This is a genomic window from Bacteroidales bacterium (assembly GCA_035299085.1).
Lineage (GTDB): Bacteria > Bacteroidota > Bacteroidia > Bacteroidales > UBA10428 > UBA5072.
Genome location: DATGXG010000045.1, coordinates 211,355 through 226,397, shown reverse-complemented (window position 1 = coordinate 226,397; position 15,043 = coordinate 211,355). Strand labels below are relative to the sequence as shown.

At 36.2% G+C, this 15,043-nt stretch carries 16 protein-coding genes; 2 read left to right on the top strand and 14 right to left on the bottom strand.

What is annotated here, in order from left to right; all coding sequences use genetic code 11:
* The 8 genes from VK179_15180 to VK179_15145 all read right to left on the bottom strand — a co-directional run bounded on the left by VK179_15180 (position 1) and on the right by VK179_15145 (position 7,060).
* Positions 1-915, bottom strand: a complete 915-nt coding sequence (locus tag VK179_15180; protein ID HLO60090.1) for a DegT/DnrJ/EryC1/StrS family aminotransferase — start codon at positions 913-915, stop codon at positions 1-3.
* A complete protein-coding gene (locus VK179_15175; protein ID HLO60089.1) occupies positions 916-1,848 on the bottom strand; it encodes a hypothetical protein in 933 nt (310 codons plus the stop codon).
* Position 1,849: 1 nt separating this feature from the next.
* Positions 1,850-2,263 (bottom strand): FdtA/QdtA family cupin domain-containing protein, encoded by a 414-nt coding sequence (locus VK179_15170; GenBank protein ID HLO60088.1) that lies wholly within the window; start codon positions 2,261-2,263, stop codon positions 1,850-1,852.
* Positions 2,256-2,672 (bottom strand): FdtA/QdtA family cupin domain-containing protein, encoded by a 417-nt coding sequence (locus VK179_15165; GenBank protein HLO60087.1) that lies wholly within the window; start codon positions 2,670-2,672, stop codon positions 2,256-2,258. Before VK179_15165 ends, VK179_15170 begins: the two co-directional genes overlap by 8 nt.
* An 83-nt stretch (positions 2,673-2,755) precedes the next feature.
* On the bottom strand, positions 2,756-3,301 hold the full coding sequence (locus VK179_15160; protein HLO60086.1) for a UpxY family transcription antiterminator: 546 nt from the start codon (positions 3,299-3,301) through the stop codon (positions 2,756-2,758).
* A 4-nt stretch (positions 3,302-3,305) separates the two neighbouring features.
* Entirely contained in the window at positions 3,306-5,708 is a 2,403-nt protein-coding gene (locus VK179_15155) for a polysaccharide biosynthesis tyrosine autokinase (protein ID HLO60085.1), read from the bottom strand.
* Positions 5,709-5,724: 16 nt separating this feature from the next.
* Positions 5,725-6,516, bottom strand: coding sequence for a polysaccharide biosynthesis/export family protein (locus VK179_15150; protein ID HLO60084.1), 792 nt, complete (start codon positions 6,514-6,516; stop codon positions 5,725-5,727).
* Positions 6,517-6,625: 109 nt separating this feature from the next.
* Positions 6,626-7,060 carry a VOC family protein gene (locus tag VK179_15145; GenBank protein HLO60083.1) on the bottom strand — a complete coding sequence of 145 codons (435 nt, stop codon included), beginning with the start codon at positions 7,058-7,060 and terminating at the stop codon, positions 6,626-6,628.
* Between the two features lie 219 nt (positions 7,061-7,279).
* Here VK179_15145 and VK179_15140 point away from each other — a divergent pair, with 219 nt between their 5' ends.
* Entirely contained in the window at positions 7,280-8,215 is a 936-nt protein-coding gene (locus VK179_15140; protein ID HLO60082.1) for an SPASM domain-containing protein, read from the top strand.
* Between the two features lie 5 nt (positions 8,216-8,220).
* Here VK179_15140 and VK179_15135 read toward each other — a convergent pair whose 3' ends face one another.
* The 6 genes from VK179_15135 to VK179_15110 all read right to left on the bottom strand — a co-directional run bounded on the left by VK179_15135 (position 8,221) and on the right by VK179_15110 (position 14,408).
* The gene (locus VK179_15135) at positions 8,221-9,687 is read right to left on the bottom strand and encodes a class I adenylate-forming enzyme family protein (protein HLO60081.1); all 1,467 of its coding nucleotides are present in this window, start codon (positions 9,685-9,687) and stop codon (positions 8,221-8,223) included.
* Between the two features lie 26 nt (positions 9,688-9,713).
* Complete coding sequence (gene nadE / locus VK179_15130; protein HLO60080.1) at positions 9,714-10,697, bottom strand: NAD(+) synthase; 984 nt, start codon at positions 10,695-10,697, stop codon at positions 9,714-9,716.
* Between the two features lie 12 nt (positions 10,698-10,709).
* The gene (asnB, locus tag VK179_15125; protein ID HLO60079.1) at positions 10,710-12,704 is read right to left on the bottom strand and encodes an asparagine synthase (glutamine-hydrolyzing); all 1,995 of its coding nucleotides are present in this window, start codon (positions 12,702-12,704) and stop codon (positions 10,710-10,712) included.
* A gap of 24 nt (positions 12,705-12,728) precedes the next feature.
* Complete coding sequence (locus VK179_15120; GenBank protein ID HLO60078.1) at positions 12,729-12,995, bottom strand: acyl carrier protein; 267 nt, start codon at positions 12,993-12,995, stop codon at positions 12,729-12,731.
* Positions 12,996-13,140: 145 nt separating this feature from the next.
* Positions 13,141-14,196: an NAD-dependent epimerase gene (locus tag VK179_15115; GenBank protein ID HLO60077.1), complete on the bottom strand. Its 1,056-nt coding sequence runs from the start codon at positions 14,194-14,196 to the stop codon at positions 13,141-13,143.
* Between the two features lie 17 nt (positions 14,197-14,213).
* A complete protein-coding gene (locus VK179_15110) occupies positions 14,214-14,408 on the bottom strand; it encodes a hypothetical protein (protein ID HLO60076.1) in 195 nt (64 codons plus the stop codon).
* Between the two features lie 128 nt (positions 14,409-14,536).
* On the opposite strand from VK179_15110, the gene VK179_15105 reads away from it, so the two are divergent.
* A complete protein-coding gene (locus tag VK179_15105; protein ID HLO60075.1) occupies positions 14,537-15,031 on the top strand; it encodes a DUF6702 family protein in 495 nt (164 codons plus the stop codon).
* The last annotated feature ends 12 nt before the right edge of the window (positions 15,032-15,043 follow it).

Below are 15,043 nucleotides of genomic sequence, written 5' to 3'. Positions count from 1 at the left end.
CTACCTGTTTATAAAGGACTTGACTACTTCATAAAAGTAAAGCATATCTTGTTCACTCAGTGCCTGATGGACCGGAATAAAAAACGCTTCTTCACCATAAAATACGCTGCACTGAATCCCATGTGCGTAGAGAAAGGTTTTCAGTTCGGGAAGGTTAAGATTCTGACTATTATTTCGGAACATAAAAACGCCTGGAATGATATATTCGTCTAAATCAAAACGTTCAAATAAATCAAGTTCTGCAAATTTTGATTTTAGAAAATTATAATTGTGGATTCTTTTCTTTATTATCTCATCTTTAAAGGCAATATGATAGGAAAGTACTTTTTTAATATATTTAAGTGTTTCATATTCAACCTGATCATCAATGTTTAACTTACTTTGAAGATTCGATACCAATATGCCGCCGATCTGAATCGGGAACATTTTGGGAAGGCTGTATACCACAAAATCACCTGTATGTCCTATTTCATTCCTGTGATCACGGGAGAAAAACGAATTGGCACAATCTTCAATAATGGGCAGATTATATTGTTTGAGCTTTTGAATATTGTTGTAAGGATAGCCGAATTCGTGATTAACAAAAATAACTTTTGTTTTATCAGTTAATTTTCTGGACCATTCGCAGAATTTTTCAATCTCACGGGTAACGCAACCGCTAATATAAAAGTTTTCTGTAGTGGTCAATATTGTAACCACGTCATCTCTCTGCAAACCGTAGTGGCTTAATGCAATGTTTATTGCCTTTCTTGCATTTTGAGTAAACTGGTAATCTTTCCCCTGAAATCTTTCGTTTAAATAATCATCTATTTCATCACTATCCTGCAAACAATGATTAAATGAAAGATCCTTTGTCTGAAAAGGCCCTATTCTGTAACAAGGTAGGCTGTAGGGATCTGGGTTTAAAACAAACATTTATTTAGGATTTATTCTTCGTGAGAATTTATATTTTAATGAAGAAACGGCATCATGACTTTCCTTGAACCGTAATAAACCTTCATTTGGTATTCCTGATTCAGTTGAAATTCCGAGGTCAATATAATGGAAGCCCTGGTTTTTATAGTATTGCCATAAGTTATATGAAAGAAAATCCATTGCCCTTAAAGGTCTGCCTTCCTCATTATCACCCCAAAAAGTCGCATAAACAATCTCACTGTGATTTCTGTAAAATATGGCAGATGCAACCAGGGAATTTGAAACTGATACTTTGAAGAAATCTACAGGCCATAGGTTGCCTGTTTGAATAACATCATCGAAAGACATATAAATCGGGCGACCAAATTTCTCCCTGTTGCTTTTAATCAGGTTATATATTTTAATTTTATCATTCAAATCTTCAGCTTTTTCAAATACCAGATTATTTCGTAAAGCCTGCCTGTAATATTCTCTGCTGTTCTTTTGACTAAATTCTCCACTGAACCTATGAAGGTCAACCCAATTGGTTATTTCAGGAACATTAGCATGAAACTCGTTTCTAAGAAGTGAAGATGAGATCTTTGAATTAAAGGTTTGATGATAAATATCCGGTGGAAGGACTATATCAATGCCTGATAAATCATTTTCCACCATATAATTGTTAAGCGATTTAAGAAAAAAATCCAAATCGCTGATATAAACAATTTCATTGCGAAAATGAAAACCACCAAATGGTGCCGAAAAGTGAGAAAGTAAAATTCTGTTCTTCATGCCAGTTACAAGTCCAACAGAAGGCTTTTCAGGATTTGCAATCAAATAAATGATTTTTTCGGTTTTCGATTTATTAAGATTAATAAAAGGATCTGAAATGAATGAATGGGGATTAACAGGGAAAAATTTATAATATGTGGCCGCATCAACTTCCAGCAACATGTCAGTGTTTTTTCAGTGTTAAGAAATCGGAATAGCTTCTAATATAATCGGTTTCAGAATATTTCATTGATGCCAGAACAAGGCAAATAGCACCGGATGAAAAGTTCAACAGTTCACGCCAGATTCCAGGAACGATATGAATGCCTATATATGGCCTGTCAAGGTATATAATTTTTTTATTGATACCATCATTAAGTAAAACTTCAAAAGCACCGCTGACAGCAATAATAAACTGCTGTAACTGAACATGTGCATGCCCGCCTCGGTCTTCACCACCGGGAACGTCATACAGGTAATAGACCCTTTTAACATCAAAGGGTATACTTGTATTATTTTCAAGAGCTGTTAAATTTCCAGCTCTGTTATGTATTTTTGACAAGTACACAACACTGCAATCGTAAACTGTGCTATTCATTGGCAATAAACCTCAGGTATTCGGTAAAACTTCTCACGTAATCAGTTTCTGAAAATTCAGTAGACGAGAGTATCAATACCACTGAATTTGTACTAAAGTTTTCCATATGCCTCCACAGGCCGTTTGGAATATACAGACCAAAATATGACCGGTTGAGATTATACCTCACTGCATTTTCACCGTTATGAATAATTACTTCAAAACTGCCGGAGAGTGCAACGACAAATTCCTTCTGTTCCTTAAATGCGTGACCGCCTCGTTGTTCACCTCCGGGAACATCATAAATCCAATAAACACGTTTTATTTTAAAGGGGATATGATTTTCTTCTTCTATAAATGATAAATTTCCCCTGAGATCTTCAATTTTGGGAAGATTTATTAAAAGTGGTTTATCAGAGTTTATATCCATATTTCAAAGCTTCGCCTAGCCAGTCACAATTTGTGATAGCCAGATTTTTACTATTTAGGATAATCAGATAAATCTGATTCTAATTAACTCACCAAACGCAGCAAGTTCATAGGGACATGTATTACCATGGACTTATGAATTGCACTAATTCGGATAATGACTCTTTTCTTATCCAAATTTACCAGTTCACCAAATATTCCTGATAAGGGACCACTGACAATTTCAACAGTAGCTCCCTTATAAAAATCGTACTGGATCTCTTGTGCTTCAATTTCGTGTTGAAGGAGATTCATTACGACCTGGATCTGTTTTTCAGGGATGGCAACTGCTTTTCCTTCGAATGTTATGAACCGAACCACTCCTGGAATATTTAAAACCCTGAAATAATCATCATAGGTTATATATACAAAAACATAGCAATTAAAAAGTGGCAGTTTTATTTTCTTTTTTCTGTCACTCCATTGCCTGATTGTAGTTATAAGCGGAAGATAGCCCTTGATACCAAGTTCATTTAGTTTTTTGAAAACATCCTTCTCATGATGAGGCTTGGTATAAATGGCATACCATCGGGCGCTTTTACCTGGATTGCCTAAATCTTTATCCTTGCTATATGTTCTGATTATTTCCAAAAAATCAAATTTTAGGGTTCTTGTTCTTTTTTATAATTGGATCCTTCTTTCTATTATTATAGCCATATCCATAACCATATTGATCTACACCTATTCTGTTGTCATTCAATACTATACATAGATTTTCAACTTTCTTTTGCTTTAAATCATTCATGATCAAGAAAAAGATCTTCTTTAGTGTATAATTATATCTGGCAATTATAATTTTCAAGTCAGCATCATCCATCAGCAAATAGGCATCAGAAACCTGAGCCAGTGGTGTTGCATCCAATATTATATACTCGTATTGCCCCTTTAATTGATTAAATAGCTGCTTAAGGTCATTCGAGGCCATCATTTCAACTGGATTTGGGGGAATGGGGCCTGAGGGAATATAATCTAATTTGTTATGGGGTGATTGTTGAATTATATCCTCCAGGCTGATAGCTTCAGCAAAATATGAACTCAATCCAACAGAGGCTATGCTTTTCTCTGAAAAATAACCGGTTGGTTTACGAAGATCGAAATCGATTAAAATTGTTTTACGACCCAGATGGGCATAAACCATAGCCAAATTAAGAGCATTAAATGATTTTCCTTCACCTTCAATACTTGAAGTAACCAAAATTACTTTGTGGGGTGTGTCCTTAAACCGGTATTCAATATTTGTCCGGAGTGCACGATAAGCTTCAGCTAACGTTGATTTTGGGTTTTCATGAACCACATTATTACTTTTCTTTCTGCTGTGTGGAATTTTACCTAGAATTGGAGCATCGGTAAATCGGTCGATTCGTTCATTATAATCAAGTTTTTCACTTATCATTCCTTTCAGGAATAAGAAGCCATAGGGGAACATTAGTCCCAGTATAAATGCTATAAGGTAATTCTTACGGGTATTAGGCGAAACCTTTCCTGCAAAATTTGCAGATTCAATGATAACGTTATCCGGTAAATTTGATGCCTGTGAAATTTTAGCTTCGGCTCTTTTTTCAAGAAGGTAATTATATATGGCATCATTCAACCTGTACTTTCTTTCAATACCGCCTAATTGACGTTGAGTTTTGGGAACACGACTGATGTCAGATTTTATTTTGTTAATTCTTTTATCCATTTCATCAATTGCGATCTCTGTGGTCTTCTGAACGGCTGAAATATTTTCGCGTATTGTTTTTTTGCTGTTTTCAATTTGAATACCAAGTCGCGGCACCATTGGATTTCTTTCCTGGTGATTGCGGATTAAATTTGAACGTTGCGTTTGTGCAGTAATCAAAGTAGCTACTAAACCGTTAAGTACTTCATCATCAACTCCCATAGAGGTAGGGACTATAACATTTGAAACATCATCATTATTTGCTAAATACTCTGACAGATAATCATAATAGCGCTTTTTGGTAATCAATTCTGCCATCTGATTCTGAAGGTTCATATATTGTTCCGACATCCCGTTGGCTTGATCGTTTACATCAAGCAGTTCCCGTGACGATCTGAAACGCTGTAAATTGTCTTCAGTCATATTAAGAGAATCAGATATTTCACCTAATTGTCTTTCAATATATTCGATAGTAACTTCGGCAATATGATTTTTACGATTTACGTTAAGAGTCGAATATACATCCATTAATTCTGTTATAATATCATTCCCTTTCAGATAAGAAGTAGTATTAACACCAATTTCGACAACGGTAGCATCGCGGTCAATTATACTGAAATTAAGTTGATTTTTAATTTGGCCTATTAAACTGGGAACAGTCGAGAAAGAAAATGCGTAAACAAAATAATCCGGTATATAGTTTTTTGCTATGCTGTCTTTGAATATTACAAAGGCGAGATCATTGGTCTCTATCAAATCACCATACTTTCCTGTTTTCTCAAAAGTCCATCCTTCTTTAGAATAAGTATTGTTTTCGGTATACAGATTTGTAAATAGTGCATTAGTCTTTTCTACTTTTACCGTATATTTATTGCCTTTATGCAAAGAAACAAGGAATCTAACGTTTACAGGCTGAACGTGTTCTTTTAAAAACACTATTTTAAAGGGTAAATTCTTATAGGCATCAAAATAGCGAAACCTGTTTTTAAGAAGGTAATTTACACTCAAATCAAGATTCTTAATTGTTTGTTCAATTACAGGAGTTGATTTTAAAACATATAATTCATTCTGAAAACTTTGGTTACGTCCGAAAAGATCCATGTTGATATATTCCTCTGAACTCGAACCGCCTCTCATTTGAGGTTGATCATTATTTTCAATCAACAAAGCCGCTTTGCTGTAATATACAGGTACGGCTATCCGATTATAAAAATAGGCCAAAGCAATTGAAATTACCGCACATATCAAAAGTAACTTATAATTTCGGGTGAATAATCCTAAAGCCCTTTTAAGATCGGATTCTTCCTGAACAGCAATTTGAGATTGTGCCTGATACATATATAGCCTATTGTAATTATTGCTGAATGATGGTGTATATTAATAATCCGGTAGTAATTGTTGAGAAAATAACAGCAAATGGTACCGTTTCCATTCCCCAGATACGTTTTCTCAACGGCTTAACATAAATTACATCGTTTGGCTGGATGTAGAAATAATTCGATGATAATATTTCTGGACTTGTCAGGTCTAGTTTTATTCTATTCGTTTTTCCATTTTCATTCCTGATAAGCGTTATCTCTTCACGGTTTCCTGTGGCTGAAATATCTCCTGCAAGCCCCAATGCATTGAATACATTAAATTTATTCTGAGAATAGACATAATGGCCAGGAGTTCCAACTTCTCCCAGTATTGTAACGTATTGGTTCACCAATTTAACTGTGATTACAGGCAGACTAAGAATATTCTGCACAGAATCTTTAATTAAATCGGTGACTTGGTTGGTTGTGATTCCGGATACCTTGATTTTACCAATGACAGGTAATTGAACAAATCCCTGTTCATCAATTACATATGAATTTAAATAGGCACTGTAAGGATCCAATGTTGTTTGACCACCAGCTGCATTCTGAGCAAAAATATTGGACGCAGCATCATCAAGACTGTTTATTTGAATATATAAACCATCATTAGGTTGTAATTTGTATTCAGAAAAGGGAGCTTCCTTAACGACGGCCGGAACCCGTTTATCCTTTTTCATATATTCCAAATCCCGTTGTGTTACGCATGAGGCAGAAAGTATAATAAGGGATATTGAAAAAGCCAGAATTTTGGCCATTTTATCAGAAAGTCTAACGTTCTGGTACATGAGTGAAATTAGGGTTTGGGACAATTAATACAAAGATAATTCCATAAAATCAAAAAAATCCGGATAGTCATATTATTTTGATGAATAGAATAATTCCTGGGTTCAACATTTACTTATGGTCGATTATATTATCTATGATACCCGCTTTTTCATCGGTTTGTATTAATTCAAAGTTAATTCTGTTTTTGGCCCAGAAGAATGCAATTTCATTATTGGCAAATGCCTCACCGGGCTGAGGAGGAACAAGCATTCTCACGCCTAATGAATTGAGTTCTGATATCTTGGTCCCTAAATTGTCACATTTAAAGCAAATATGGTGAAAACCTCCACCTTGTTCCACAAACTTTTTCAGTGAGTTATTATCATCAGTGGGTTCAATAAGCTTCACCATTATGCTTTGATCTTTCTTTAAAAAAACAACTTTTACTTTCTGCCTTGTATTTAGAACTGGAATTGTCATTTGAGTGTATCCAAATATGTTGGACCAATACTCAATTGATTCAGTTAAATTGTTTACTGCAATACAGATATGATCAATGACCATTTGACTATACCGTTTTAGGGTTTATAAATTTAACTCTTTTGGATTGTTAACCAATACTTTGACAAATATAAAGGTTTGCTCAGACAAATCTGAGTAAGATTTTGTCATTTTTGATTAAGTTCTTCTTTATTGTGGTAAATCTATATGTTAGAGTAAGAATATTTAAGGATGATTGCAAAACAGAATATCTATTAGTATCTTTGACCTGCCTAAATCTGTATGATGAAATCCCGCCAAACCATTAAACAATGGAAGTACAAGCGCTATTTCCAATTTATTCGTCATGCCTCTGCAAAAAAAGTATACAATTTACTTAGAGCTGCCTTCTATTGGATAAAGGGTGACGGAATTCTTAAATCAAAACCTGCGTTTTTACGTGTTGAAATCAGCCGGAAATGCGAAGTCAAATGTCTGTATTGTCTTGAACCCAAGGAGAATCTCTTTTATCCGTTTGAAGATTATAAAACATTGATTGACAAATTACAAAACTATATTTTCCTCGTCTCATTATATGAGATTGGCGAACCGCTTGAAAATGAGAATATAGTAGATTATATCAAATATGCCAATAGTAGGAATATTGGCACCATTATTTCTACAAATCTATCAATATCAAAACCGGATACTTTTTGGAAGAACCTGGTACTTTCCGGACTTGACCGAATTGTAGTTGCTATAGACGGGATAACAGAAGCTGTTTATAAACAGTATAGAACAAATGGCAATTATGAATTGGTGATTAGTAATCTTAAAAAAATCATCATGTTTAAGGAAATTAATAAAAGCCACATCCAAATTGAGTGGCAGATGATTGACCTTCCATGGAATAAATCTCAACAGAATGATGCAAGAAAGTATTCAAAGGAAATAGGTTGTTCAGAATTTAGACTGATTGAAGAGGTCACCTCGATTAGAAGAAAATACAAATTCTCAGACTACATAAGGAAGAAAAACTGTAAGCTGTCTTTTTTCACATTTAATGTGACTGCTTACAATAAGGTAAGGCCTTGCACTAAAATCTATAACGAGAATGTTATTGTAGGTGATTTGTCTGTGAATTCATTTGATGATATTTGGAATGGAAAGGAAATTCAAGCGATACGGAATAAAGGAGCTATTATGAACAGACCTGGATGCAAAACTTGTCATGAATAGAAAACTTATGACTGTTTTTTAAGTTTCTTCCCGGTTGCTGTAATGGTAATATTATCACTGATCTGAATAATTTGAGGTACTTTATAGGTTGCAAGCCTTTCATAACACCAGGCTTTAAGTTGTTCTATGCCAATAGGTGATTCAAGGTTTTCCTTCAAAACAACAGTCGCTTTTATGGCTTCTCCCAATAAATCATCATAAACGCCTTCAATGTTACAGTCAATTACCTCAGGCATTGAAACTATAACCTCCTCAATTTCTTTGGGACTTATTCGTCGGCCACCGACTTTAATGATTTCCTTTTTGCGGGCTGTCAAATAAATAAAACCCTCATTATCAACGGTTGCAAGGTCCCCGGTACGCAGCCAGCCATTTATTATTGCCTGAGCTGTAGATTCCGGGTCCCTGTAATATCCCTGCATGATGTTATCTCCATAGGCAAGTATTTCCCCTGTTTCGCCCGGTTTAATATCTTTTCCTTTATCATCGCTTACCCTCAAGGTTACACCGGGGATTGCTTTGCCACATGAACCGATCTTACCGGGAAGCATTTCCGGTGGCAACCATGCTAACCTGGCAGTAGCCTCCGTTTGTCCGTACATCACATTAAACTTTATCGATGGGAATGATTCGATGAACTCGCTTATAAATGCGTTATGCAACTTTCCACCTGCCTGGGTTACATATTTCAAATCCGGGAATGTGCTGTTTTTAAAACTGTTCGATTTTCGCAACAGAATCTGAAAATGGCTTGGCACCCCTGCAAATCCTGTGCATTTATATTTCTTGAGATCATTGATAATCCCACCCAGCATAATAAACATATTGTTCAGGACTATACTTCCTCCAACCCGTAAATGTGTGTGAAGCAGGGACAGTCCATAACAATAATAGAATGGCAGAACTACAAGCATAGTATCAGAACTGCCTAATACAAGGTATTGAATAATGGACGCGGTATTGGCAATCAGGTTTTTATGACTTATCATTACACCCTTTGGTTCTCCTGTAGATCCGGAGGTAAAAATAATTTCAGCAAGCTGATTGGAATTCGTATCGGATTTTAGAGGTTGAAAGGACTCATTAACTTCCGTTATTTCGTTCAACATTACTTCGTCAATGATTCCAATATTTCTTAACTCAAAACGGGCTTTTATGCGGGAGGTGGTTAAGACCAGGGGGGATTGACATTTGTTTTGAATGTAATCAAGGTTAGCTTGCTCAACTTCCGGGTTTAAAGGAACAACGGTATTGCCTGATTTCATTATACCCAGGTAAGCAATTATAAAAAAAACTGAATTAGGAGCAATTAAAAGGATGTTCTGATTTTCACCGATCGTTTTTTGCAAATATATTGCCAGATTATTGCTTTGGCTGTAAAGATTTTTGAATGTTACTTTCTCTTTTGAACCAATTACAAATTCCTTTTCTAATACAGAAGAAGTTTCAAAAAAATAATCGACCGCATTCATAGTTGTGGAATTTGGATGAAGTGTTCTTACATTTTGATCGGAGGCATTCGCAAATAACCTGTTGTCTTGAGTTTTCTTTCAAAATTTACAAAAACACTTTTCACCTGTTCTGTTGTCATTCCCATAACCGGTGCTACTTCCCCGATATCAAAGTTGTTTTCGAAGCCATACCAAAGCAGATCCATTTGGTGGAATGGCATCTGATAAAAGAATTCTTCCTGCGTCTGCTCTGCACTGTATGTATCAGTTGTAGGAGTCCTGTTGATTATTTCCTGCGGAACTCCCAAATATCGGGCCAACTGGTATACTTGTGTTTTATACAGATGAGCAATCGGCATTACATCAGCGCCTCCATCTCCGTATTTAACAAAAAATCCCTGCTCCACCTCATGCTTGTTGGGTGTACCAATAACCGCATAATGAAGTCTTTCGGCATGATAATACAACATGGACATCCGGCAACGCTGTTTGAAGTTTGAAGCACCCTCAATTTGCCGAAATTCAGATGCAGGCAAACGTTTGCTTTGTTCCCTTCCTTCTTTATCTACAATAACTACTGAGAACAGGGGAGGAAGATTAGTATACAAACCGGATGTCTTAACCACAATTTTCATCTTGTGAGTTGCCGGATCATATTCGGGAAAAACTCTTTTAACTGCCTCATCACGCCTTAAATAGCATCCAAAACCTGTTAATGCACCGGTTATGTTTTCGGTTATTGCTTTAACACCAAATTTTTCAGCCAATTTCTGCGCAAAAATGGCACTGTCGTCACTTGAATCTTTTTCAGGAAGCATTATGCCCAGTACATTTTCAGCTTCAAAAGCCTTAACCGACAAGGCCAGGCAAACAGAAGAATCAATTCCGCCGGAAATACCAACTACGCCTCCGGACCGGTTAAGTGTTTTATAGACATTTTCGCGGAGAGTTGCAACAATTGTATCACAAACTTTTTCGATATCGGGAATAACGAGAATATCCTTGTTGAATTTTACTTTAGGTTGACTCATATGATTAATTGTTTAGGTATACATTGGATTGGTTTCTCTAAAAATACGGAGATTAGTGAGTTTATTCCCTGAAGGCCTGAAACTGTCTTTAAAAATGTATTGATGATAGAGAATTTGCATGGAAAGTATTCCGCACAAAGCCATATTGTCGTTCTCAGTTTGTATTTCTGAGCTTTTAATTTTCTCAACCAAACCATTTACTTTTAACGCATTAAACAACCCTGTTCTTTTTATTTCATGTTCTGATAACAGGTCTTCAGTATAATTTTTTGCTGTATTAGAAAATAAACTGCCCGAAATTGGTGACCTGTAAGCTTGCTTAGGCCTTTTCAATACACTTAATGGCAACCTGTCTTTCATGATTTGCTTCAGAATGTATTTTTCGTTTAAACCATGCATCTTAAAACCAGGCGGCAGTTTGGCAGCAAATTCCATAACCCTGTAATCCAGAAACGGATATCTTCCTTCAACGGAATTTGCCATTCCCATTCGATCTCCCTGGGATGAAAGCAGATAACCAGACATGAAAATGACGGATTCCAGCCATTGTGATTTACCGAGTCTGCTGTATTTATTAAATTCACTGGGTAACACTTGCATAACTTCATCAAATCCTTCATTAACAGCAACCAGAGATTTCAATTCCTCTGAGAAGTAGTTGCACAGGTTTGAAGTATTATGCCAGCGTAATAAATGTGAATAAAAAGGTGATTCCGTTTCCAGAAGTTTATATCCAAAAAAGAATTTTAGTGCATTTTTATTTCTTCCGTGGAACTGGGCAATATAAGGATATAGTTTCTGAAACAATAATGGCCGTAGCCTTGACTCTGGTTGCCTTGACCAGAATTCACGGATAATTCCCTCTTTAAAAATATCGTAACCTGCCAGCATTTCGTCCGCTCCTTCACCCGTTATAACCACTTTAATATTGTTTTCCCTTACTTTCTTAGAAAGACAATACATTGGAACAGGGGCCGTACGTAAAAGAGGTATTTCAGAATGCCAAACAACGGCAGGAAAACAGTTACCAATTTCCTCACGGTTGCATGTAAATGCTGTATGTTTTGTATTAAGATAATCCGATACTTCTTTCTGGTACCCTGATTCGTCAAATTCGGCATCTTCAAAACCAATGGAGAAGGTTTGAAGATCAGAAGGAGCAATTTTTTTTATCAGTTCAGTAGTGGCACTTGAATCCAAACCACCGCTAAGATATGCAGCTACCGGTACATCAGCCCTTAACCTGATCCTGACAGCATCCTCCAACAGGTGCTCAAGATGCATAGAAGCATCCTTAATTGAACCCTTATAGATTTCAGAATCGTCAACAGGAAATTGCAGTGACCAGAATTTCCGGATTTTTAACTCAGTTCCGGAAAGTGTTAAATAATGACCAGGTGGGACCTCCAAAATATTCTTAAAGATAGTCCGGGGAGTTATAGTAGTCCAAAATGTGAATATCTGAGAAAGAGCCAGGGGATCAATTTCTGCCCTTGTGTCGGGATGTTCAAACAGGGTTTTTATTTCAGATCCGAATACAAAATGACCTCCCGACCAAGTGTAAAACAGAGGACGAATACCGACACGATCACGGGCCATGAAAAGTTCCCTTTTTTCATTATTCCAGATAGCAACGGCAAACTGGCCATTCAAACGGTTAAGTCCTTCAGGTCCATATTCCATGTAGGTATGAAGCAATACCTCAGTGTCACTTTCGGTTATAAAAGTATGACCTGCCTTTAGCAGCGATTGCCGTAACTCAATGTAATTGAAAATTTCACCATTGAAAACAATCCAATATTTTCCGTCGGGTGTAGATAGTGGCTGTTGCCCGGTTTTTACATCAATAATACTTAACCTGACGCTGCCTAATGTCACTTGATCATTAGTATAAATTCCGCATTCGTCAGGGCCGCGGTATTCAATCTTAGCAAGCATGTTGCTCACTATACTGATTACACCATTTATTGACCCAGAAGGACTATAAATTCCGGAAATTCCACACATCGTGAGTTTGTTGGATGTAAAATCCTATTCTACAAATACACCCTTCTTGCGAAGAATATATTTCGATATAGCTTCAATAGATTCGAAATTTTCTTCAATCAAGTCTTCATCTGAAGCTTTAATGCTGAAACCTTGTTCCAAATAATCAATTAATAGTACAAAAGCCATGGAATCAAAAATCCCTTCCTTGAACAACAATGTTTTGGAAGTTATCTTGTTAAGATCATAATGCACATTTCTGGCAACGTAATCACGAACTGCCTGTTCTGTTTGAGAGTATTCTGGCGTCATTGTGAAATTTATAATTGGTAAATTCTTGGTGGATTTTGATGTAAATATCTAAATTATATACGGAAATGATTTCTCAAGGTTGATATTTTTCATAAACATTGGCTTTCAAATGACTAACCCAATGATTTTAGTGACATGCTACTAATCATGATGGTTTATAAAAACTAAGATACCATTCTATAAAATTACCTATACCCTTCTGAATGGACGTATCCGGTTTAAATGATACTTCTTCGCCTAAACTGCTGACATCAGCCCATGTTTTCTTTACATCACCTTTCTGCATCGGTAAATATTCTATTATTGCCTTTCTTCCCAAGGCTGTTTCTATGGCATGAATAAAATCCATCAGTTTAACCGGATTGCTGTTTCCGATATTAAATATCCTGTATGGCGACGGGGAAGTGGATGGATCAGGATGAGCACTATCCCATGCCGGATTTCCCAAAGGTTGTTTTATTAGTAATTTATATATTCCCTCAACAATATCATCGATATAGGTAAAATCTCTTTCCATTTCACCATTATTGAACACCTGGATCGGTTTACCTTCAATTATAGCTTTGGTAAAAATAAACAACGCCATATCAGGTCGGCCCCAAGGACCATATACTGTGAAAAATCTCAGACCGGTTGAAGGAAGACCAAACAGGTGGCTGTAAGTGTGAGCCATTAGTTCGTTACTCTTTTTTGAAGCTGCGTATAAACTTATAGGATGGTCAACATTATCCTTTTCAGAGAAAGGAATCTTTCCATTTAGCCCGTAAACACTGGAACTGCTTGCATAAACCAGGTGTTGAATATTATTGTACCTGCAGGCCTCCAATATATTCATAAAGCCAATTATATTGCTTTCAATATAAGCATGTGGATTAGTAAGGCTGTATCTTACTCCGGCCTGGGCTGCAAGGTTGCACACCCTGTCAAAGCGTTCATCTTTAAAGAGCTTGTTAATATTGTCACGATCATCCAGCTTCAGTTTAATGAAACGATAATTCCTGAATTTAGAACTCTTAAGAAGTTTGTTATATTCTATATCATTCTGATCAATCCCCGCTTGCAATAAACGCGCATATTTCAATTTTATGTCATAATAATCATTGATGATATCCAATCCAACCACCTGGTGCCCTTCCTTAAGGAGACGGTTTGCCAGGTGAAACCCAATAAAACCAGCGGTACCAGTGATGAGTATTTTCATTTTTATCATAATATGGTTCAGAATATATTTCCAAAGTTAATGATCACAGCAAAACTATTATCGAACAATTCACCATTATCAAATTTTATTAACATACAGGTTTTTACGCCAATAAAATTTCTCTGTGCTTCCAGGTACACGGAAAAGATCCGGGTAAATACAGTAAGCAGGAGCAGAATAAAGGAAACAAGCCTCATAAATGTGAAAAGCATAAAATTAAAGTAAAATAGACATCCGCTTCTGATAACTTGACAATTACCATGATATTTTTGATAAAAGCAACTAAACGGTGGTCAAGGAACGGAATAATTTTTGTTGTAAATTTGCTCAAAACCTGAAGATGTCATTCTTACCTTCTCTGATTCTTACAGCTGCTGTATGGATGCATCCGTTGCATGTGGCCTACACCAATATTGAGATTAATGAACAGCAGAAGTCAATTTCTGTTACTCATAAAATGTATACCAATGACTTTACCCTTCTTTTCTTTCATCTTTTTGAAAAAAATATTATACCGGTTGATTCCGCAGACTTCAGGCCGTCCGAAATTGATCTGATCAATCATTATATGAAATACAGGTTTTTCCTTGTGGCTGATAATGACACTCTAAAGCTCGATTATAAAGGCAAACAGCTGGACGACGAATATATATGGCTTACTTTTTCAGGGAAATTTGACACCGTGCCACAGGCAAATCTTGAAATAAATGACATGCTGTTACTGGACCTGTTTATGGATCAGACAAACCTTGTCATCGTGAACAACGGACCTGTCGAAAAAGGCTTCAGTTTTAACTGGGATAATCGGCAGTCAGTGCTGGCCCTCAAAGAATAAATAAAAATCTCA

What these genes read in the sequence shown, in the direction of transcription:
- VK179_15180 (HLO60090.1), bottom strand. Translation starts at nt 915, where the DNA reads ATGTTTGTTTTAAACCCAGATCCCTACAGCCTACCTTGTTACAGAATA.
- nadE (HLO60080.1), bottom strand. Translation starts at nt 10,697, where the DNA reads ATGAGTCAACCTAAAGTAAAATTCAACAAGGATATTCTCGTTATTCCC.
- VK179_15105 (HLO60075.1), top strand. Translation starts at nt 14,537, where the DNA reads ATGTCATTCTTACCTTCTCTGATTCTTACAGCTGCTGTATGGATGCAT.
- VK179_15120 (HLO60078.1), bottom strand. Translation starts at nt 12,995, where the DNA reads ATGACGCCAGAATACTCTCAAACAGAACAGGCAGTTCGTGATTACGTT.
- VK179_15165 (HLO60087.1), bottom strand. Translation starts at nt 2,672, where the DNA reads ATGGATATAAACTCTGATAAACCACTTTTAATAAATCTTCCCAAAATT.
- VK179_15115 (HLO60077.1), bottom strand. Translation starts at nt 14,196, where the DNA reads ATGAAAATACTCATCACTGGTACCGCTGGTTTTATTGGGTTTCACCTG.
- VK179_15170 (HLO60088.1), bottom strand. Translation starts at nt 2,263, where the DNA reads ATGAATAGCACAGTTTACGATTGCAGTGTTGTGTACTTGTCAAAAATA.
- VK179_15150 (HLO60084.1), bottom strand. Translation starts at nt 6,516, where the DNA reads ATGTACCAGAACGTTAGACTTTCTGATAAAATGGCCAAAATTCTGGCT.
- VK179_15110 (HLO60076.1), bottom strand. Translation starts at nt 14,408, where the DNA reads ATGCTTTTCACATTTATGAGGCTTGTTTCCTTTATTCTGCTCCTGCTT.
- VK179_15145 (HLO60083.1), bottom strand. Translation starts at nt 7,060, where the DNA reads ATGGTCATTGATCATATCTGTATTGCAGTAAACAATTTAACTGAATCA.
- asnB (HLO60079.1), bottom strand. Translation starts at nt 12,704, where the DNA reads ATGTGTGGAATTTCCGGAATTTATAGTCCTTCTGGGTCAATAAATGGT.
- VK179_15155 (HLO60085.1), bottom strand. Translation starts at nt 5,708, where the DNA reads ATGTATCAGGCACAATCTCAAATTGCTGTTCAGGAAGAATCCGATCTT.
- VK179_15135 (HLO60081.1), bottom strand. Translation starts at nt 9,687, where the DNA reads ATGAATGCGGTCGATTATTTTTTTGAAACTTCTTCTGTATTAGAAAAG.
- VK179_15175 (HLO60089.1), bottom strand. Translation starts at nt 1,848, where the DNA reads ATGTTGCTGGAAGTTGATGCGGCCACATATTATAAATTTTTCCCTGTT.
- VK179_15140 (HLO60082.1), top strand. Translation starts at nt 7,280, where the DNA reads ATGATGAAATCCCGCCAAACCATTAAACAATGGAAGTACAAGCGCTAT.